Origin of the sequence: Kutzneria sp. 744 (assembly GCF_000568255.1) — a bacterium.
Taxonomy (GTDB): domain Bacteria; phylum Actinomycetota; class Actinomycetes; order Mycobacteriales; family Pseudonocardiaceae; genus Kutzneria.
This window is the reverse complement of the sequence record NZ_KK037166.1, coordinates 5,392,737-5,414,822: the sequence shown is the minus strand read 5'-3', so window position 1 is coordinate 5,414,822 and position 22,086 is coordinate 5,392,737. Positions and strand designations below refer to the sequence as shown.

Below are 22,086 nucleotides of genomic sequence, written 5' to 3'. Positions count from 1 at the left end.
GGTGGTCGCCGGCACTTATGTGTGGTCAAGGCGGTGCCACTTTGCATCAATGTCGAACCGGTTCGCACAGGGAGTGCCGTGAACATCGGAGAGATCGCCCAACGGGCCAACGTCTCGCGGAGCACGGTCTCTTATGCGCTGAGCGGCAAGCGACCCGTGTCCGAGACCACTCGCCGGAAGATCCAGCAGGTGGTCGACGAGTTGGGCTATCAACCCAACGCCAGCGCCCGCGCGCTGGCCGCCGGCCGCACCAGCACCATCGGCCTGGTGTTCCCGCCCGCCGTCGGCCACCACTACACGGCGATGCAGCTCGACTTCATCGGCAGCCTGGCCGACGCGGCCGCGGTGCACGAATACGACGTGCTGCTGTCGACCGCGGGACCGGACAGCACCTCGTCGTTGCGGCGACTGCTGGCCGAACGTCGGGTCGACGGGGCGATCCTGATGGAGGTAAGGCTGGCCGACGAGCGCGTCGACTACCTGCTCGAGGCCGACTTCCCGTTCGTCACCATCGGCCGCACCGCCTCGCCGGACCGCACCTGCTGGGTCGGCGTTGACCACGGGGCGCTGGTCGCGGCCTGCGTCGATCATCTGGCCGACCTGGGCCATCGTCGGATCGCGCTGGTCAACCGGCCGGAACGGTTGCTGCGCATCGGATACGAGTCGGCCCACCGCGGGCTGGAGGGCTTCGACCGGGCCGTCGCCGCACGGGGCCTCACCGGCCGGCACTACCCCTGCGACGACGACGCCGTGTCCGGCCAGGCCTGTGTCGAGCGGATCCTCGACGACGACCCGGCCAGCACCGCGATCGTCACCCTGAACGAAGCGGCGCTGGGCGGTCTGTACCAGGGACTGGCCCGGGCCGGACGCAGCGTGCCGGGCGACTTCTCCATCGCCGGCGTGGCGCTGCCGCACTGGGCCCAGATGGTCACCCCGCAACTGACCGCGGCGGACGTGCCCGCCGCCCAGATGGGTCGGCTGGCGGTCGACCTGCTCGTGGCCCGTCTGGACGATCCGGCCGGACCGCCCCGGCACCACCTGCTCGCCCCGCCGGTCTCGCTGCGGGGCAGCACCGGACCGGCGCCACTCGCGCCCTCTTCCTGACCACCGCCGGCGCCGCTCGCGCCGTCCTCCTGAACCACCGCCGGCCCCGCCGCGCCGGCGAGTCCTCCCGACGAAGGGACTTCCGTGATGAGCACCTCCCTGCCCAGACGCCTTGCCGTGGTCGCCGTCGCCGTGACCGCCGCCGCGGGGCTGGCCGGCTGCGGCGCCTCCGGCGGCAGCGGTTCCGGCGCGTCGAGCACCGACTACACGATCTGGGACCCCTATCCGCAGTTCGACGGCAACGCCGCGTGGGTGAACCTGCTCGAGTCGTGCGGGGACAAGGCCGGGGTCAAGGTCAAGCGGACCGCGTTCGACACCACGGACCTGACCAACAAGGTCCTGCTCGCCGCCCAGCAGGGCAACGCCCCCGATGTGCTGGTCCTCGACAACCCGGTGGTGTCCACGCTGGCCGACGCGGGCGTGCTGGCCACCGCCGACGACACCAAGCTCGACACGTCCGGCGTTGACCCGAATCTGCTCGCCGCCGGACAGTTCGGCGGCAAGACCTACGGCACCCCGATCGGCGCGAACACGCTGGCCCTGTTCTACAACAAGACGATCCTGCAGGCCGCCGGCGTTGACCCGGCTTCGATCAAGGACTGGTCCGCGCTGACGGCGGCGCTGGCCAAGGTCGCGGGCGCCGGCAAGAAGGGCATCACGTTCTCCGCGATCGGCACCGAGGAGGGCAGTTTCCAGTTCCTGCCGTGGTTCTGGGGATCGGGCGCGCGGCTGGACAAGCTCGACTCCACGCCGGGGGTCGCCGCGCTGACGCTGTGGAACGACTGGCTCAAGGCCGGCTACGCGCCGAACTCGGTGATCAACAACACCCAGACCACGAGCTGGCAGGACTTCGCCGCCGGCAACGTCGCGTTCGCCGAGAACGGAACGTGGCAGTTGGCCAACGCCAAGAAGCTCGGCTTCGAGTACGGCACGATCACCGTGCCGGCGCAGAACGGCGGCCCTGCACCGGCGCCGACCGGCGGCGAGTTCGTCACGGTGCCGACGCAGAAGGACACCGGCCGGTACGCCACCGATCAGAAGATCGTCTCCTGCCTCACCAGCCCGGACAACATCTACGCCACGGACGGCACGCTGTCCTACGTCGCGCCCAGCGCCGCCGTGCAGCAGAAGCAGGCCGCCGCCGACCCGGCGCTGCAGGTGTGGGTGGACGCCGTGCACGCCGCCAAGGGCCGCACAAGCGACAACCTGGGCACCAAGTACCCGAAGATCTCCGAGCAGATTTGGACCGCCGTGTAGGCCACGCTGTCCGGCTCTTTTGTCACCGGCCGCCGCGCTGCAAACGGCGCAGGCAGCCGTGGGCAAGGGATGACCACCACCGTGGCGCGCGCGACGGCGGCCGCCGTCCCGGCCGGCGGGCCGCCGGCGGGCCGCCGGCGCCGCAACCTCGACCAGTGGGCCGCGTGGGGGTTCCTCCTCCCGATCACCGCGTATCTGCTGGTGTTCTACGCCTACCCCTTGTTCCGCAACGTCGACCTGAGCCTGCGCAACTACACGGTCCGCTCGTTCGTTCAGGGCGACGCCCCGTTCACCGGCCTGGCGAACTACGGGACCGTGCTGAGTGACCCGACGTTCCTGCCCGCGCTGGTGCACACGGCGGTGTTCACCGGCGCGTCGATCGCCTTCCAGTACACGATCGGCCTGGCGCTGGCGGTGTTCTTCCGGCAGCACTTCCGGTTGTCGGCGACGCTGCGCGCGATGTTCCTGGTGCCCTGGCTGCTGCCGCTGATCGTGTCCGCGTCCACCTGGTCGTGGATGTTCAACAGCGACTCCGGCATCATCAACACGGCGCTGGGCCTGGTCGGACTGGGCCCGGTGAACTGGCTGACCTCGCCGCAGTGGTCGCTGGCATCGGTGACCATCGCCAACATCTGGATCGGGATCCCGTTCAACCTGGTGATCCTCTACAGTGGACTGCAGACGATCCCGGCCAGCCTGTACGAGGCGGCGGCGCTGGACGGGGCGAGCGCGTGGCAGCAGTTCTGGCGGGTCACCTTCCCGCTCCTGCGGCCGGTGTCCGCGATCACGCTGCTGCTCGGGCTGATCTACACGCTCAAGGTGTTCGACGTCATCTGGATCATGACCAGGGGCGGCCCGACCGACTCGTCCACCACGTTCGCCACCTGGTCCTACCGGCTCGGCTTCGGCACGCTGCTGCCGTCCTTCGGTCCCGCGGCCGCGGTGGGGAACCTGCTGGTCGTCACCGCCCTGGTGTTCGGCCTGGTCTACATCCGGTTCCAACGCAGGCTGGTGACGTCGTGAAGTGGAAGACCGGCATCGCGCTGCTGCTGACCGCGATCATGCTGTTTCCGGTCTACTGGATGCTCAACGTGTCCTTCACCCGGGAACAGGACATGCGCAAGTCGCCGCCGAACCTGTTCCCGTTGCACGGCACGCTGGACGGCTATCGGGCCGCGCTGACCGAGCAGGTGCCGTACCTGGGCACCAGCGTGGTGATCGCGCTCGGCACGGTGGTGCTGACCGTCGCGCTGTCGGCGCCGGCCGGCTACGCGCTGGCCAAGCTGCGTCCGCGCGGGGCCGGCGTGCTCAGCTTCCTGTTGCTGGCGGCCCAGATGGTGCCGGGCATCATCATGGCGATGGGCTTCTACGCCATTTACCTCGACCTCGGGCTGCTCCAGTCGGCGGCCGGCCTGATCGTCGCCGACTCGACGATCGCGGTGCCGTTCGGCGTGTTCATCTTCGCCGCGCTGATGTCGACCATTCCCGACGAGTTGTTGCAGGCGGCCCGGACCGACGGCGCGAGCCGGCTGCGCACCTTCTGGTCGATCGTGCTGCCGATGAGCCGCAACGGCGTCGTCACGGTGTCGGTGTTCGCCTTCCTGTGGGCGTGGTCGGACTTCGTGTTCGCCAGCACGCTGGACAACGGCGGCGCGCACGAGCCGATCACCCTCGGCATCTACCACTACATCGGCAACAACAACCAGCAGTGGAACGCAATCATGGCGACCGCCGTGTTCGCGTCGATCCCGGCTGCGGCGATCCTCGTGCTGGCCCAACGCTATGTCGCCGCGGGCGTGACCGCCGGCGCCGTCAAGGACTGACCGTACCCAACGAGCGAAGCGAGTGCCGGTCGATGACCACCGTCCCCGAGTTCTCCGTCCACGACATCCCGTTCTCCCACCATGGCTCCTGGTTCGGCATCTCGCCGGTGCTCGGCCAGCGGACCCGGGCCGACGACCTGCACCTGGTGTCGCACCGCAACGGGATGCACGGCGTGCTGCGGCTCGTGCCGGTCGATCCGGCGATGAGGGAGCGGGTCGACACCACGGTCCGGGCGACGCCGGCCGTGCTGAGCTGGGAGCACGACGGCGGCCGCGTCGACATCGCCTACGACACCCCGGACGCGGTCCGGCTGCGCGGCGCCGGCCTGGGCATGCGGGTGGAAGCGGGCGCCTCGGCGCTGACCCCGTTCACCGGCGACTACTTCTATCCGGACGCGGTCGACGGCGGCTACACCTTCACCGCCTACGAAACCGGGCGTCGCTACCGGATCACCGTGCTGGCCGGCCAGGTGTCGGAGGTGTTCGGGGCGCAGGCGCTGGGCGAGGCCCGGCGGGGGCTGACCATCACCGGCGACGGCGCGAGCCCGTGGGAGATCGCGATCGAGGAACTGCGCGGGGTCGGCGTGCCCTACCGCCCGGCGCACGACTTCGAGCAGGTGGTGCGGGCCAGCGCGGACGCCTTCGCCGGCTTCGTCGACGCGATCGCGCCGTGGCGGCGTGACGACACCCCCGCCGCCGAGTTGGCCTGCTACACGTTGTGGTCGGCCACCGTGGCGCCGGAGGGATTCCTCGCCCGCCCCGGCGTGCTGATGTCCAAGCACTGGATGGACAAGGTGTGGAGCTGGGACCACTGCTTCAACGCGCTGGCCCTCGCCCCGGGCGCGCCGGAGCTGGCCTGGGACCAGTTCTCGGTGATCTTCGATCACCAGGACGCGACCGGCGTGCTGCCCGACTCGGTCACGCATTCCGAGGTGCTGTACAACTTCGTCAAGCCGCCCATCCACGGCTGGGCGCTGGGCCAGCTGCGGCGGCTGCTGGCCGACCGGCTCGGGCGTGACGAGCTGACCGTGGCCTACGACCGGCTGGCCCGCTGGACGGACTTCTGGCTCACCTGCCGGCGCGCGCCCGGCGACCCGCTGCCGCACTACCAGCACGGCAACGACAGCGGCTGGGACAACGCCACCACGTTCGACCCCGAGCGGGTGATCGTCACCGCCGACCTGGCCGGGTTCCTCGTGCTGCAACTGCGCGAGCTCGCGGACCTCGCCGCCGACCTCGGCCGGCCCGAGGAGGCCGCCCGCTGGGCCGGCCTGGCCACGAGCACGTGCGAGGCGCTGGTCGACGAACTGTGGAGCGGCGACCGGTTCTACGCCCGCGGTGTCCACACCGGACAGAAGTGGGCGACCGACAGCCTGCTCGACCTGATGCCGATCGCGCTCGGCCAGCACCTGCCCGAGCCGATCGCCGCCGTGCTGGCCGACCGGATCGCGACGCATCTCACCCCGCACGGCCTGGCCAGTGAACGGACCGACTCGTCGCACTACCAGTCCGACGGCTACTGGCGCGGCCCGATCTGGGCGCCGGCCACCATGTTGGTCGTGGACGGCCTGCGCCGCGCCGGACACGGCGAACTCGCCCGGCGGATCTCCGACCGGTTCCGGGCGCTGTGCGAGGCGTCCGGCTTCGCCGAGAACTTCGACGCACTCACCGGTGCGGGCCTGCGTGACCGGGCATACACCTGGACCGCGAGCGTGTACCTCCTGCTGGCCCGCACCCACGTGGCCGACCACGCTCCGAGCTCCTGAACCCTGCCGAACGAGGAGAACGTCATGAGACCACAGGGGAGATGGACCGCCTTGCCGCTGGCGGTCGCCCTAGCCGCCGGGGTGGCGCTGAGCCCACCCGTGACGGCGGTCGCCGCACCGAGCCCCGCCGAGACCCTGGGGGTGGACCTGGGCACGCCGACCGGCGCGTTCCACGGCGGCGCGTCCGGGGCGCTCTACGGCATCGCCGACCAAGGTGTCCCCAGCGACAACCTGATCGCCGGTATGGGACTGGCCTCCGTCGACACCAAGGCCCAGGACGGACAGCAGCATCCCGGGTCCGACGCGCTGGAGGTGGCCACGCCGTTCTTCGCCGGCGGCGGACGCGACCTGTTCGTCTACATGACCGACGTCTACCGCAACTTCCCTTACGAGCGCACGAGTTACGCCGAGTACCAGGGATACCTGCGGACCGAGGTCCAGCAGATCCTCGCCGACCCCCACCGGGACCGCATCGTCCTGATCCCGTACAACGAGCCCGACGGCAACTGGTTCTCCGGCCTGACCAGCGATCCGGCCGTGTTGGCCGCGTTCGACGCCGAATGGCTCCAGACCTACCGGTTCCTCAAGGGACTGTGGCCGCAGGCGCGGATCGCCGGCCCCAACTTCTACTCCTACCACCCCGACCAGCTCGCGACGTTTCTCGGCTTCTGCAAGCAGAACGACTGCCTGCCGGACGTCATGACGTGGCATGAGCTGTGGAACACCTCGTCGGTGCGTCCGGACGTGGCGGCCTACCGGCAGCTGGAGACGGCGCTGGGCATCGCGCACCGTCCGGTGAACCTCAACGAGTACGCGGCCCGCTACCAGCTGACCAGCCCGGGCCGGATGGTGTCGTGGCTGTCGGCGATCGAGGACACGAAGGTCGACGGCGACCTGCCGTACTGGAACCAGAACGGCAGCCTCGGCGACTCGGTGTCGCAGAACAACATGCCGAACGCGCAGTGGTGGCTGTACCACTGGTACTCGTCGATGACCGGCCAGACCGTCGCCGTGGCCCCGCCCCACGGCGACACCGACAACACCCTCCAGGGCGTGGCCACGCTGGACAAATCCAAGCGGCAGGCCCGGGTCATCCTCGGCGGCGGGCCGGCCGGGCCGGCTGACGTCGTGGTCAAGCACGTCGACCCGGCGGTGTTCGGCCGCACCGTGCACGCCACCGTCCAGGAGGACGACTGGAGCGGCATGACCGGCGCCGCGGCCACCCCGGCCCGGATGTTCGACGGCGACGTGCGGGTCGCGGCCGACGGATCGCTCACCGTCCCGGTCGACATCGCGGGACCGTCCGCCGGCGCCGACTGCGCCGCGACCGGGCCACGCGTCGCCGGCAAGGTGGGCTCCGCGTTGAAACTGTGTGGCAACAACGAATACGCGAGCCTGCCGGCGGGCGTCGTGAACGGCCTGCACGACTTCACCGTGTCGGCGTGGGTCAATCCGGCGCAGAACAGCAACTGGTCCCGGCTGTTCGACTTCGGCGCCGGGACGAACGCCAACATGTTCCTCACGCTGAACTCCGGCAGCGCGATCCGGTTCGCGATCACGACCGGCGGCGGCTCGGCCGAGCAGCGGATCGACGGCTCCGGAACGCTGCCCACCAACGCCTGGTCGCTGGTCACGGTGACGGTGTCGGGCAACACCGGCACGCTGTACGTCAACGGCCAGGCCGTCGGCACGAACCCGAACATGACGCTGCACCCGGCCGATCTGGGCGCCACCACGCAGAACTGGATCGGCCGCTCGCAGTACTCGTCGGATCCCGATCTCAACGGCCAGGTCGACGACTTGGCCATCTACAGCCGGGCGCTGAACGGGGGCGAGGTGGCCGGGCTCGCCGCCGGCACGGCCGCCGCCGGCGACGTCGCCGACTACCGGTTCGACGAGACCGGTGGGGCCACCGCGACCGACTCGTCCGGCCACGGCCGCGACGCCACCATCGTGTCCAACCCCCAGGTCGCGACCTCGATGAACGCCTACCAGATCATCCTGTCGCCCGGTGGCGCCGGCTCGGCCTCCCCGGTCGACGACAGCTGGCACGCGAGCTACCCGGCGGCCCAGGCGACCATGACCGGCAGCGGCTGGAACATCAACACCGAGGGCACGCCGAACAGCGTCACCGGGTTCGCCAGCTACGGCGACACCGACGTCGGCGGGCTGCGCACAGGGTCGAGCACTGTCATCACGTTCCCGGTGACCGTGCCCACCACCGGTGACTACACGCTGCGCGTCTTCGACGGCAGCAACGCCCAGGCGTCAGGCGTTTCCGGTCCCACCGACGTCTTCCTCGGCGTGGACGGCGGCGCGACGCAACAGGTGTGGCTGCCCGACGCCTACGGATGGGTGATCTGGAACCACGCCGACACCACGGTCCACCTGACCGCTGGCGCCCACCGGATCAGCCTGTCCACCACCGGCTCCGACGGCGCGGCCACCCACGGCGACGCGATCGTCAACAAGATCGACCTGCGGCTGGCCACCCCGGCCCAGAAGTCGACCGCGTACGAGGCCGAACAGGCCGACCTGCGCGGAGCCCGGCCGGACTACCAGGCACAGGGCCAATCAGGCGCCGGCGCGGTCGACTTCGATCGCGGCCAGACCGCGACGTTCTGGGTCTACTCCGCCTCCGACGGCTACGCCGATCTGGCGTTCCGCTCGCGTGGCGCGGGGGCGGCCGCGGTGGCCGTGAATGACCAGGCACTGCCCGGAAACCTCGACGGCGGCCCGATCCGATGGTCCACCGACACCGACCGGGTGTACCTCACCGCGGGGGTCAACAAGGTTGTGGTCACGGGCCGAGGCGGGTGCTTCACGCTGGACAAGCTGACCGTCACGCCGGTCGACCGCAGCGCCGACATCGCCGCCTACCAGGCCGAGAGCGGCACCCTGACCGGCACCGCCCACGTGGACACCACCTTCGGCCAGGCGCGGGGCGGCGTGGTGACCGGCGTCGGCGGCGGCAGCGCCAACGCGCTGACGATGACCGTGCGGGCGCCCGCCACCGGCACGTACGAGATGACCGTCCGCTACGCCAACAACCAGGGCATCCTCGCCAACCACTACAACCCGGACCTGATGACCGCCCCGGCCGACATCAGCGTCAACGGCGGGCCGACGTTCCACGTCAACTTCGCCAACACCTTCGACTGGAACCAGTTCTGGACCCACACCGTCCCGGTCCAGCTCACCAAGGGAAGCAACACGATCAGGTTCGTCGCCAACCAGCCGTACAACTGGGACGGCAAGACCGTGGGCGTGATCCGCTCCGGCAGCGACGTCGGCGACGCGCTCCGCTCGGACACGGCGCCGAACATCGACCAGATCACCCTGGCGCCCCTGCGGTCGGCCAGCCAGTCGGGCGGTCACTGAACCAGCGCGGACGAACCGAGGGCTGCCGACCCTCCTTTCGGGCGGCAGCCCTCGGTTCCTGCCGATGCTGGTTGAACTTCGAGGTGTTGGACACCACCCGCCTGCGGTGCTCGTTCGGCGACGGCGATGTTCAGGTGCGGCTCCGGTTGTCAGAAGGCGCTCTTCGATGGCGTGCGCGTCCTCGCGGCGGACCGTCCGCTGCCCGCCGAGATGTCCGGTCGTGCGGCGTGCCCGGCCCTGTCCGGTCGGCGAGTGGAACCCGGCACGCCGGGGACGAAGGCCGCGATCGCCAGTGCGCCGAGCGCTGTGGCGCTTCCCAGGCCCAGGAGCAGGCAGAACGCGTCCTGCGACGGCACGGCGGCAGGGCCGAGCGAGACGGTCAGCTGAGCGAGGATGACGCCGGCGCGGCGCTGGACACCGAGGTGCCGATGGGGCACATAAGGGTGTTGAGGCTGTTGGCGGCCGCGGCTTCGGAGACGGGCGCGGGCGCCATGATGAGGGCGGGCATCTGGGGGAAGACCCCCAGACCCCCGATGTGGGGGCTCCGCCCCCCCGGGCTCGGCCTCGTCGTCGCGCCTATCCGGGGGGTACCGGTTCGCCTGTCGGCTCGGTTTCGCCGTCGCGCTCATGACTCGGGTTCGCCATCGGGCCCCGGTTCGGGGTCGGCGTCGCACTCGGTGGCCTGGGTTCGCCGTCTCGCCAAGCAGGGTGTGCTTGCGTCTCCGTTTGGGGGGATTTGTCCCTTTTCCTTGGAGTGTGGGGAAACGGTGGTGGTGGGGGTGTGGGGCGTGCGATGCTTCGGGCCGGGTCGGGGAGGGTCCATCTCAGGGGGTTTCGTGTCGTTCGCCAGAATCGGGGCGCTGGGCGCCGCGATGGTTGTGGTTGCGGCGCTGGGGGTGCCGGCGGCGCAGGGGGCTACGGGGCAAGGGCCGGCGGGGCTGTCGTTCACGCCGGTGTCGCCTACGCGGCTGCTGGACACGCGGGCGACGGGGCATCGGATCGAGGCTGACCACGGGCTGAGCGTCAACGTGCCGACCGGGTTGGTGCCGGCGGATGCGGTGGCGGTGGTGGTCAACCTCACCGGCACGGATGCGGCGGGGCCGACGTTCCTGCAAGCGGGGCGGTACAACGGGAACACGTCCAACCTGAACTTGGTGGCGGGAGAGACCAGGGCGAACCTGGTGACCGTGACGTTGATCCCGGGGCAGTCGCTGTTCGAGCTGAGCTCGGGGCCGAATGCGCTGGACGCGATCGTTGATGTGGCTGGGTACTACTCGGCGGGTGGCGCGTCGAAGTTCACGCCGGTGGCGCCGAAGCGGGTGCTGGACACCAGGGACAGCGGGCCGGTCGGTCCACAAGGGACGGTGACGGTCGACCTGTCGGGTCAGGTGCCCGCGGGCGCGACGGCGGCGGTGTTCAACCTGACCGGAACGGACGTCACGGGGGACACCTTCGTCACGGCTTATCCGGCGGGACAACAGAAGCCGGACGCGTCGAACCTCAACCTGGTCGCCGGCCAGACGGCGCCGAACCTGGTGACGGTGGCGCTGAGCCCCGACCGCAAGGTGACGCTGGCCAACGCGTACTCCACGGTGGACCTGATCGCGGACCTCGCGGGCTACTACTCGCCGCAGTCGACACAGGCCTTCTACCCGATGTCGCCGATCCGGGTGCTCGACACCCGCTACTTCGACACGGGCGCGTCGCGCTCGCCGCTGGGCAACGACCAGACCCGGCGGGTCCGCATCGACGGCTGGCTGCCGCCCGGCGCGACGGCGGCGGTGTTCAACCTGACCGCCACCAACGTCAGCGCCCCGACCTACGTCTCCGCGTGGCCGGACGGCGCGGCCCGCTCGGCGGCCAGCAACCTGAACCTCGTGGCCGGCCAGACCGCGGCGAACCTGGTGATCACGTCGGTCAGCGCGGACCGGGCGATCGACCTCTACAACCACACCGGCCAGCTGGACCCGATCGTCGACCTCGCCGGCTACTTCGCACCGGCCATCGCGCCGTGCACGGCCGACTGCGTCCTCGCCTACGGCGACAACAGCCTCGGGCAACAGGGCGACGGGACGACCGACAGGGATGCCGACTTCAGTGAGCCGCCGCATGCGGTCTACGGCCTCGACCACGTGACCGCGACGGCAACCAATGGCGCCGACCGGTACGCGTTGCGGTCGGACGGCACGGTGTGGTCGTGGGGCCTTTCCCACAGCGGCGAGCTCGGCATCGGGCTGTACGGGGCCGCATACCCGGACACGGTGGCGGCGCCCTATTCGACGATCCCGGTCCAGGTGCCGGGCCTGCCCAAGGTGGCGGCGATCGACAACACGATGGCGCTGGGCACGGACGGCTCGGTGTGGACGTGGGGAGAAAACCGCGACTGGCAGCTGGGCAACGGTTCCACCGACGAAGGCGCGATCGCGGCGACGCCGGTGCGGGTCGCCGGACTGACCAACGTCATCGGAATCGCGGCGGACTACGGCGACCGCTATGCGGTGAAGGCCGACGGCACGGTGTGGGCCTGGGGCGCCAACTTCGCCGGGGACCTGGGCACCGGTGTGGTGCCGGAGCAGAGCCTCGGCTGTCTCGGGCAGACCGGTTTGGTGCCGGACCTGCCGAACTGCGGCTCGGCCGTGCCGGTGCAGGTGGCCGGGCTGACCGGCGTGACCAAGATCGGCGTGAGGGTGGCCGTGAAGTCCGACGGCACCGTGTGGCGCTGGGGCCGAAAGGGTTCCCTCAACACGAGGGAGAGCGGCGCCATCGATCCCACCCCCGTCCAGGTGCCCGGTCTGTCCACTGTGGTCGCTCTGGCCCACGCCGTCTCGGACTACGCGGTGAAGGCCGACGGCACGGTGTGGGCCTGGGGTGAGGTCACGCAAGGCTCGACGGGCCAAGGCTTCCTGGAGAGCCCCTACAACGCCACTCCCGCGCAGGTTCCCGGAGTCACCGGGGTCACTGGCATCGCGGCCAGCGACACCAAGGGGTACGCCCTCAAGTCCGACGGCACTGTCATCCGGTGGGGCGGCGGCCCGACCAACGGGCCGGCGGCGTTCCCCGGCCTGAGCGGCGTGACCGCGCTCGGCGTCGGCGGCCTGCCCGTCGGCCTCAATTCGTGAATATGCCAGGGAAGAGACGACTTGCAGGGGGTTCGATGAGATCCGTCTTACTCGTCGCCGCCGTGGTGGCGGCGACCGCGTTGACGGCCCCGGTGGCGCAGGCCGCGCCACAGGCGGCGGCGCCGTCCGGCAGTTCCTTCACGCCGGTGTCGCCGACCCGGGTGTACGACAGCCGGGTCGGGGGGCACCAGATCCTGGCCCGTTCCGGGTACGGACTCGCGTTCCCCACCAACCTGGTGCCGGCGGACGCGACGGCGGTCGTGTTCAACCTGACCGGCACGGGCTCGACCGAGCCGACCTTCCTGGCGGTCGGCTCGCTGGCCGGGCCGTCGCCGTACAACACGTCCAACCTGAACCTGGCCGCCGGTGAGACCCGGGCGAACCTGGTGACGAGCCCGATCGGCGGCACCGCCGGCCGGGGCGTGTGGCTGGAGGCCGGCCCGGCCGCGGTGGACGCGATCGTGGACCTCGCCGGGTACTACGCTCCCTCCAGCGGCGTGAAGTTCACTTCCATTGCGCCGCAACGGGTTCTGGACACGCGCGATTCGACGCCGGTCGGACCGGGCGGCACGGTGACGCTGGACCTGTCGAGCAAGGTGCCGGCCGGCGCGACGACGGCGGTATTCAACCTGACCGGCACGGACGTGACCGGACCGACGTTCGTCACGGCTTTTCCGGCGGGACAGGCGAAACCGGACGCCTCCAACCTCAATCTCCAGGCGGGGCAGACAAGTCCGAACCTGGTGACGGTGCGGTTGAGCGCTGACCGCAAGGTCACCCTGGCCAACGCCTACAACAGCGTGGACCTGATCGTGGACCTGGCGGGCTACTACTCGCCGGACTCCACCCAGTCCTTCTTCCCGCTCCAGCAGATCCGCGCGGTGGACACCAGGGACGCCAACGGGAATCCGCGTCAGCCACTGGGTTCCGGTGGCACGCACGCCCTGGACTTCGGCGGCTGGCTGCCGACCGGCGCGACCGCCGCGGTGTTCAACCTGACGGCCACCAACGTGTCGAACTCGACGTTCCTGACGGCATGGCCGCAGGGCGGGGACCGGCCGTCGGCGAGCAACCTGAACCTGGTGGCCGGGCAGACGGCAGCCAACCTGAGCGTCACCGCGCTCAGCGCCGACGGCAAAGCCGAGCTGTACAACCACATCGGCCAGGTGGACGCGATCGCCGACCTGGTCGGCTACTTCGCCCCGGCCGGCCAGCCGTGCGCGAGCGCCTGCGCCTTCACGTGGGGGCCCAACGGATCCGGTCTGAAGGCCGACGGCACGACCGACAACACGATGCACGCGCCGACCGCTGCGTACGGCCTGTCGGGGGTCGTGTTCGCCACCGGCGGCCCTTGGGATGCGGACGACGACGGATACGCCCTGCGCGCCGACGGCACGGTCTGGGACTGGGGCAACAACGGTGGCGGCGGGCTGAGCAACGGCCGCCCCAGTGGACTTGGTGACGGGCCGCGGTCGCAGTTCTCCTACCCGCCGGTCTACTACTCGACCACGCCAGGGCAGGTGCTCGGTCTGTCGAACATCACCCAGATCGTGGCCGGTTACGCGCTCAAGAACGACGGCACGGTGTGGGCGTGGGGCTCCAACTACATGTGGGGCCTGGGCAACGGCTCGCAGGACGACACCTTCGCGACGCCCACCGCCGTGCAGGTGAGCGGGCTGACCGACGTGATCGCCATCGCCGGCGCGACCGGCAACGGCTACGCCCTCAAGCGGGACGGCACCGTGTGGTCCTGGGGCGAGAACACCACGGGGCAGTTGGGTGACGGCACGGCGCCGCCGGACCTCAGCAGCTGTTCGGAGAACGAGGGCGTCAGCCCGAACGGTCCGAACTGCGCCTCGGCGACGCCGGTCCAGGTGGTGGGCCTGACCGGGGTGACCAAGATCGGCAGCCGGCTGGCGGTCAAGTCCGACGGCACGGTCTGGCAGTGGGGCGGCCAGGACGCCAGCTACAAGCCCATGCCGAACGCGCATCAGGTTCCGGGCATCACCAACGCGGTCGCGGTCGGCGGCGTGGCCACGGACGTCGGCAGCGGCACCGGGTACGCGCTGCTGGCCGACGGCACGGTCCGGGCCTGGGGCATGAACGGCGACGGGCAGTTGGGCAACGGCACGCTGTGCCAGGGCGGCTCCTGCGGCCCGGTCACCGATCCGGTGACGGTGGCGGGGCTGACCGGCGTCACCTCGCTGGCGTCGGGTGTCACCGCCGGCTACGCGTTGAAGTCGGACGGCACCGTGTGGGCCTGGGGCGGCGGCCAGGACGGCGAACTCGGTGACGGCCAGCTGTTCACCAAGAGCTCCGTGCCGGTGCGGATCGCCGGCCTCAGCGGAGTGACGGCGCTCGGTTACAACGGCCTCGCGGTGGCGAATCCCCAGTAGTGGAAGGTGCCCGGCGCGGTGGGAACCGCGCCGGGCATCGAAATTGCCCCCTCGAATCAGGGTGTGCCCCGTTCCGGCGTGTGTCAGACTCCGCGCCGGGTCTGGGGATCCGTTCGAGGGGGTTCGATGCAGTTCGCCAGATTTGGCGTGTTCATCTCCGCTGCGCTTGTCACATCGACGCTGGTCGCGCCGATGGCGCAGGCCGCGCCGCACATCGCGCCACAGGCGTCGGGCTCGTCATTCACGTCGTTGACGCCGACCAGGGTGTTCGACAGCCGCACCACCGGCCACCAGCTCGGCGCCAGCACGGCGACCATCGTGCGGTTCCCGGCGAATCTGGTGCCGGCGGACGCGACGGCGGTCGTGTTCAACCTGACCGGCACCGGCTCGACCGGGCCGACCTACCTGGCCGTCGGCGCGCCCGGTGACGGTCAGGCCACCACCAGCTCCAACCTCGATCTCGCCGCCGGCGAGACCAGGCCGAACCTGGTGACCAGCAGGCTCGGCACCGACAACGGCGCCCGGGCGGTCGAGCTCTGGAGCGGGCCGAGCGCCGTGGACGCGATCGTGGACGTCGAGGGCTACTACGCGCCGTCCACCGGCATGAAGTTCACCACGACCGATCCGCACCGCGTGGTGGACACCCGGGACACCGCGCCGGTCGGCCCGGGCGGCACCGTGACGCTGGACTTCACCGGCTCCGTGCCGAAGGGCGCGACTTCGGTGGTGTTCAACCTGACCGGCACCGACGCGACCGCGCCGACGTTCGTGACGGCTTATCCCACGGGACAGTCGAAACCGGACGCCTCGAACCTGAATCTCCTGCCAGGGCAGACAAGTCCGAACCTGGTGACGGTGCCGCTCGGCGCCGACGGGCGAGTCACCCTCGCCAACGCGTACGGCAGCGTTGACCTGATTGCGGACCTCGCCGGCTACTACGGGCCGCAGTCCACACTGGCGTTCTTCCCCCTGCAGCCGCTGCGGACGCTGGACACCCGTGACGCGCAAGGAAACCCGCGCGAGCCGCTCGGTCCGAACGGGACGCACACGGTGGACTTCTCCGGCTGGCTGCCGAACTCGGCGGCCGCCGCGGTGTTCACCATGACGGCCTCGAACGTCACCCAGTCCACCTTCCTGGCGGCCGCGCGGCACGGCACGTCCGAGTGGACGACGAGCAACCTGAACCTGGCGGCGGGGCAGACTGCGGCCAACATGATCATCACGGCGTTGAGCAGCGACCAGAAGGCCGATGTGTTCAACCGCAACGGCCGCACGGACGTGCTGGTGGACCTGGCCGGCTACTTCGCCGCGCCGACACCTGCGTGCCAGAGCGACTGCGTCTTCACGTGGGGCATGGGCTCTCTCGGGCAGAAGGCCGACGGCACCACCACGCACGAGGCGCACGGGCCGAGCGTCGCCTACGGCGTGTCCAACGTGGTTGCCACGGCACAGGACCAGTACCACGTCTACGCGTTGAAGTCCGACGGCACGGTGTGGGAGTGGGGCGGCAACGGGGCCGGCGAGCTGACCAACGGGCATCCGGGCGGCGGCGTCGACGTCACGTACCTCGGCAACGGCTTCTACTCGACGATGCCGACCCAGGTGTTGGGCCTGCATGACATCACGGCGATCGTGCCGGGCCACGCGCTGCGCAGCGACGGCACGGTGTGGTCGTGGGGCGACAACTATCTGTACGAGCTGGGCAATGGGGCGACGGACCCGGAGGTGGTGCCCGCGACCGCCGTCCAGGTCTCCGGCCTCGGCGACGTGGCGGCCATCGCCGGTGACGACTTCAACGGCTATGCCCTCAAGCGCGACGGCACGGTGTGGTCGTGGGGCAGCAACGTGTGGGGTCAGCTGGGCGACGGTCTCCTTGCGTCCAATCTCAACGACTGCTACTTCGAACGCGGCCGGGCCCGGCCGGAGGTCCCGAACTGCGCGTCGGCCACGCCGGTGCAGGTGGTCGGCCTCGGTGACGTGGCCAAGATCGGCACGCGCCTGGTGATCAAGCGCGACGGCACGGTGTGGGAGTTCGGCGGCGTCAACACCGACTTCACCCCGCGCGCGCCACGTCAGGTGGTCGCGCTGACCGGCGCGGTGGCCGTGGCCGGACGGGCCAACGAGACTCCTAACGAGACCGGGTACGCCCTGATGCCGGATGGGACCGTGCGGGCCTGGGGCTCGGGCGGCTACGGCCAGCTCGGCAACGGTGGCGACTGCCGGTTCGGCGACTGCCCGGCATCGGCGGAGCCGGTGACGGTCAGCGGCCTGACCGGGGTGACGGCGCTGGCCGCGGGCATCTCGACCGGGTACGCCCTGCGTGCCGACGGCACCGTATGGGTCTGGGGCTCAGGTTTCAACGGCGCGCTCGGCGACGGAGTCGAGCTCGGTCGCAACGTCAGCGTGCCGGCGCAGATCGCCGGGCTCAGCGGCGTGACGGGCATCGGCAACGGCGGCGCCGCGGTGGTGAATCCCCAGTAGCTCAGAGAATTCCCCGGGGCACCCGGCGTGGCCACGGCCGCGCCGGGTGTCTTTTTCGCGTTGCCGCAGGTAACACGATCGGGTGATATGGAGATGTCGCCTGTGGACGGTCTTCGATGCCCGTCATCAGGGGTGGAGGTACCTGTGTCAGTAGCCAGACTCACCGCGGCGGCCGCCGTTGCGGTGACAGCACTCTTCGTGGTCGTGCCGGCACAGGCGGCGACGCCGCCGCCGGACTCCGGCACGGTGTTCACCGGGGTGGCGCCGACCCGGGTCTTCGACAGCCGCACCACGGCGAAGATCCCCGCCCACGGCAGCCGGGCGGTGGCCATTCCGACCGGCCTGGTGCCGGCGGACGCGACCGCGGTGGTGTTCAACCTGACCGGCACCGACCCCGACGGGCCGACCTGGCTCGCCACCGGTCCGGGCACGCAGGGCACGCCGACCACGTCCAGCCTGAACCTGGCGGCCGGCGAGACCAGGGCGAACCTGGTGACCGTCGCGCTGGGCCACGGCGACAGCCCGGGCATCTGGGTGGCCGCCGGCCCGAACGCGGCGGACGCGATCGTCGACGTGGCCGGCTACTACTCGCCCAGCGGCGGCGCGAAGTACACATCCCTGACGCCGCAACGGGTTCTCGACACCCGCAACTCCGCGCCGCTGGGGCAGGGCGGCACCGTGACGCTGGACCTGTCGTCGAAGGTGCCGGCCGGCGCCACCTCGGTGGTGTTCAACCTGACCGGCACCGACGTCACCGGCCCGACCTTCGTCACGGCCTACCCGGACGGGGCGGCCCGCCCGGACGCGTCCAATGTGAACCTGGTGCCCGGCAAGAACACCCCGAACCTGGTGACCGTGCGGGTGAGCGCCGATCGCAAGGTGGCGCTGACCAACGCGTGGTTCTCGACCGACGTCGTGGTGGACCTCGCGGGCTACTACTCGCCGGACTCCACGCAGGCGTTCTACCCGCTGCTGCCGGGCCGGGTGCTCGACACCCGCAACGCCGACGGCTCGCCGCGCGACCCGCTCGGGTCGGGCGAGACCCGGACGCTCAACCTGTACCCGTGGGTGCCCTACGGCGCGACCGCGGCCGTGATCAACATGACCGGCACCGATGTCACCGGCGACACCGTGGTCACCGTGTGGGCGCACGGCGGCGCGCAGCCCGGCGTCAGCAACCTGAACCTGCTGCCCGGCCAGACCTCCGCGAACGCGGCCATCGCGCCGCTGCCGCCGTTCGACCAGGACCGCGGCATCAACATCAACAACCTGCGGGGTTCCCTGGACGCCGTCGTCGACCTGGCCGGCTACTTCGCCCCGGCGCGGCCGGGCTGCACCAGCGACTGTGTCCTGGCTACCGGCGCCAACGACGTCGGCCAGGCCGGTGACGGCACGACCGACGCCGGCAACCACACGGACGCCAAGGTGTACGGCCTGTCCGGCGTCACGGCGATCGCGAACACCGACCAGAACGGCTACGCGCTGCTGGGTGACGGCACCGCGTGGACGTGGGGCGCGAACGACCGCGGCCAGCTCGGCATCAGCTACGCCGGCAACGGCGAAGGCCCGCTCGGGCAGCACTACTTCACCACGGTGCCGATCCAGATCCCGTTCCTGAGCCACATCAAGCAGATCTTCCCGGGCATGGCGCTGACCGTCGACGGCCAGGTGCTCACCTGGGGCGGCAACGAGTCCCTCCAATTGGGCAACGGAAATCCGGACGTCAACTACTTCCAGACGGGCGTGGGCACCATGCTGACCGACGTCACCGCCATCTCGGAGTACCGCAACGGCTCGGGCGGCGTCACCCGGTACGCGCTGAAGAGCAACGGCACCGTGTGGAGCTGGGGCGACAACACCCGTAGCGCGCTGGGCAATCACGATGTCGTCGGCAACAGCGCCTCGCCGGTCCAGGTGTTCGGCTTGTTCGGCTGCACCGGTCTCGGCGCGCGAGTGGTGCTCTGTCCTCCGGCCACTGAGGGTGGCGTGCAGACGCTGTGGCGTTGGGGCGCAATAGGGTCGGGCCAGCAGGACAGCCCGACGCAGCTGCCGCTCGACGGCATCACCGGCTCGATCGTCTCGGTGCAGCGGGACAACGGCCCCAACGCCGGGACCCGGGCGATCCTGTCCGACGGCACGGTGTGGCAGTGGCCCGACAACGACGCGTTCACCGGCGCCTACGTGGGTGCGCGGGTCGCCGGCCTGAGCTCGATCAAGGCGCTGGCCACTGGGCACGCGCTGGCCACTGACGGCACGGAATGGGCGTTCGCCGACCTCTCGGCCCCGGTCCGCACCGGTGTCGCCGCGATCGGCGACGGCAGCTCCTACGTGTCGGCCAACTGACCGACCCCATCCGCCGCGCCCCGCACAGAAGTTGCCCCTTGGGGAGGCAACCCTGGCGGGGCGCGGCGGCGTCTCCTCCATGGCCTACCGACTATCACTCGTGTAGCACAAGGGGGAAACCGCATGTCACGCTTGCTCGTGACGCTGACGACGGCGGCCGTTGTGACGCTGTCGCTGACCACTCCGGCGGCGCAGGCCGCCGACACCCCGGCGCCGTCCGGTCTGGGGTTCACCTCGGTCGACCCGACCCGGATCCTCGACACCCGCAACAATCCGCACAAGGTCAACGCGTACAGCGACATCCAGGTGCACGTGCCGGAGGAGCTGGTGCCGGCCGACGCGACGGCGCTGGTGTTCAACCTGACCGGCACCGACACCGACGGCGCGACCTGGGTGGCCGCCGGCACCACCGTCAACACCTCCAACCTCAACCTGGCCGCCGGCGAGACCAGGGCCAACCTGGTCACCGCGGCGCTGGACAAGGGCCTGCTGGACCTGCGGGTCGGCCCGGGCTCGCTGAACGTGGTCGTCGACGTCGAGGGCTACTACTCGCCGGGCGGCTCGGGATACACGGCGGTGGCCGGCCACCGCGTGCTGGACACCAGGACCACCGGCCCCGTCGGTCCCCAGGGAACGATCACGGTCGACCTGTCCGCCCAGGTTCCCGCCGGCGCGACGGCCGCGGTGTTCAACCTGACCGGCACCGACGTCAGCCGGGACACCTTCGTCACGGCTTATCCGGCGGGACAACAGAAACCGGACGCCTCGACGCTGAACCTGGCCGCCGGCAAGAACACGCCGAACCTGGTCACGGTGAAGCTCGGCGCCGACCGGAAGGTCAGTCTCACCAACGCTTTCGGCAGCGTGGACCTGATCGCCGACCTGGCCGGCTACTACTCGGCGGACTCCGCTTCGCGGTTCTACCCGCTGGCCCCGTTCCGCGCGTTGGACACCCGGGACGCCGACGGCAATCCCCGTGAATCGATCCCCGGCGGCGGCGTGCACGAGACGAGCGTGCGGGGTTGGCTGCCCGACCAGTCGACCGGCGTCGTGCTCAACGTGACCGGCACGAACGTGAGCGCCTCGACCTTCCTCAAGGTGTGGCCGTCGCTCACCCCGCAGCCGGACACCAGTGTGCTCAACCTGGAGCCGGGGCAGACCTCGGCCAACGCGGCCGTGGTGGCGCTCAGCCCGAGCCACGGGCTGGAGATCGGCAACCTGGCCGGCCAGGCGGACGCGATCGTCGACATCGCCGGCTACTTCGCGCCGAGTTTCCTGTCCTGCACGGTGAAATGCGTGGTGACCACCGGCTACAACGACACCGGCAACATCGGCGTCGGCAGCACCGACCGGGGTGTCACGCACGGCTCGACCACGGCGTTCGGCCTCAGCGACGTCACGCAGGTGACCTCGACCGGCAACGTGACCTTGGCGTTGACCTCGGCCGGGCGGGTCTACGCGTGGGGCGACAACGTCAGTGGCCGGCTCGGCAACGGCCTGGCCGGTCGGGCCGACGCGCCGGACATCGCCGGCCCCGAGGTGCCGTCGCAGGGCTACTACAACCCGATCCCGGAGCGGGTGCAGATCCTGTCCAGCGTGAAGATCGTGGCCATCACGCACGGCTTCGCGCTCGACGACTTCGGCAACGTCTACGCCTGGGGCAGCAACACCTACGGCACGCTGGGCACCGGGCAGCCCTTGGACTACGTCGCCGAGACGCCCGAACGTGTCGACGGGCTGTCCCACGTGACGGCGATCGTGGGCGGCGGGAGGAACGGCTACGCCCTCAAGTCCGACGGCAGCGTCTGGGCCTGGGGCGACAACGCACACGGCGAGCTGGGCAACGGTTCGCACATCGACCAGTCGTCCGTGCCGGTCAAGGCGTCCGGGCTGCCCGTGGTGAAGGCGATCTCCGCCGGGGCCGCGGTCACGTCCGACGGTTCGGTGTGGCAGTGGGGCGAGAACGGCGACGGCGCCGTGACCGATCCGCCGGCGCCCGTCTCGGGCCTGACCGGCGTCAACGCGGTGGCCACGACGCAGGGCTGGCCGCTCAGCACGCACTATGCCCTGAAGTCCGACGGCACCGTGTGGGCGTGGGGCTACCAGGGCGGCAGCGCCCTCGGTGACGGCTCGGACTGCAGCCAGACCAGCTGCGACAGCGCGACTCCGGCGCAGATTCAAGGACTGGCCTCGGTGACGCAGTTGGCGGCCGGCGGCACGGCCGGATTCGCGCTGCGCACGGACGGCACGGTCTGGGCGTGGGGCCACGCCTCGGAGGGCGAGTTCGGCGACGGCGTCAGGTTCCAGACGGTGCCGAAGCCCCGGAAGATCGAGTCGTTGGCGGGCATCGTGTCCATCGGCGACTCCGGCGCCGCGGTGCGCGGCTGACCAGTGACGGCTAGCGGCGCGGCGGGGC

Annotated in this window: 12 protein-coding genes; 11 read left to right on the top strand and 1 reads right to left on the bottom strand. The window is 70.7% G+C overall.

The window, feature by feature from the left end; genetic code table 11:
- The first annotated feature begins 78 nt into the window (after positions 1–78).
- The 6 genes from KUTG_RS24220 to KUTG_RS53835 all read left to right on the top strand — a co-directional run bounded on the left by KUTG_RS24220 (position 79) and on the right by KUTG_RS53835 (position 9,331).
- The gene (locus tag KUTG_RS24220) at positions 79–1,104 is read left to right on the top strand and encodes a LacI family DNA-binding transcriptional regulator (protein WP_043719821.1); all 1,026 of its coding nucleotides are present in this window, start codon (positions 79–81) and stop codon (positions 1,102–1,104) included.
- Between the two features lie 87 nt (positions 1,105–1,191).
- Entirely contained in the window at positions 1,192–2,361 is a 1,170-nt protein-coding gene (locus KUTG_RS24215; protein WP_198047296.1) for a sugar ABC transporter substrate-binding protein, read from the top strand.
- A gap of 69 nt (positions 2,362–2,430) precedes the next feature.
- Positions 2,431–3,384, top strand: a complete 954-nt coding sequence (locus tag KUTG_RS24210; RefSeq protein ID WP_043719819.1) for a carbohydrate ABC transporter permease — start codon at positions 2,431–2,433, stop codon at positions 3,382–3,384.
- A gap of 38 nt (positions 3,385–3,422) precedes the next feature.
- Positions 3,423–4,184: a carbohydrate ABC transporter permease gene (locus KUTG_RS24205; RefSeq protein WP_084581289.1), complete on the top strand. Its 762-nt coding sequence runs from the start codon at positions 3,423–3,425 to the stop codon at positions 4,182–4,184.
- A 32-nt stretch (positions 4,185–4,216) separates the two neighbouring features.
- Entirely contained in the window at positions 4,217–5,950 is a 1,734-nt protein-coding gene (locus KUTG_RS24200; protein WP_043719817.1) for an amylo-alpha-1,6-glucosidase, read from the top strand.
- Between the two features lie 24 nt (positions 5,951–5,974).
- Positions 5,975–9,331 (top strand): LamG-like jellyroll fold domain-containing protein, encoded by a 3,357-nt coding sequence (locus tag KUTG_RS53835; RefSeq protein WP_084579736.1) that lies wholly within the window; start codon positions 5,975–5,977, stop codon positions 9,329–9,331.
- A 149-nt stretch (positions 9,332–9,480) separates the two neighbouring features.
- Here the strand turns inward: KUTG_RS53835 and KUTG_RS61615 are convergent, their stop codons facing one another.
- Positions 9,481–9,768, bottom strand: a complete 288-nt coding sequence (locus tag KUTG_RS61615) for a hypothetical protein (protein ID WP_198047295.1) — start codon at positions 9,766–9,768, stop codon at positions 9,481–9,483.
- Between the two features lie 399 nt (positions 9,769–10,167).
- Between KUTG_RS61615 and KUTG_RS65710 the strand changes: the two genes are divergently transcribed.
- From KUTG_RS65710 to KUTG_RS53815, 5 genes are all read left to right on the top strand, one after another.
- Positions 10,168–12,450: an RCC1 domain-containing protein gene (locus KUTG_RS65710; RefSeq protein ID WP_157494732.1), complete on the top strand. Its 2,283-nt coding sequence runs from the start codon at positions 10,168–10,170 to the stop codon at positions 12,448–12,450.
- 35 nt (positions 12,451–12,485) lie between these two features.
- The gene (locus KUTG_RS53825; RefSeq protein WP_157494731.1) at positions 12,486–14,846 is read left to right on the top strand and encodes an RCC1 domain-containing protein; all 2,361 of its coding nucleotides are present in this window, start codon (positions 12,486–12,488) and stop codon (positions 14,844–14,846) included.
- Between the two features lie 126 nt (positions 14,847–14,972).
- A complete protein-coding gene (locus KUTG_RS53820; RefSeq protein ID WP_052395341.1) occupies positions 14,973–17,327 on the top strand; it encodes an RCC1 domain-containing protein in 2,355 nt (784 codons plus the stop codon).
- 144 nt (positions 17,328–17,471) lie between these two features.
- Entirely contained in the window at positions 17,472–19,670 is a 2,199-nt protein-coding gene (locus KUTG_RS24170; RefSeq protein ID WP_157494730.1) for an RCC1 domain-containing protein, read from the top strand.
- A gap of 123 nt (positions 19,671–19,793) precedes the next feature.
- Positions 19,794–22,058 carry an RCC1 domain-containing protein gene (locus tag KUTG_RS53815; RefSeq protein WP_052395339.1) on the top strand — a complete coding sequence of 755 codons (2,265 nt, stop codon included), beginning with the start codon at positions 19,794–19,796 and terminating at the stop codon, positions 22,056–22,058.
- The last annotated feature ends 28 nt before the right edge of the window (positions 22,059–22,086 follow it).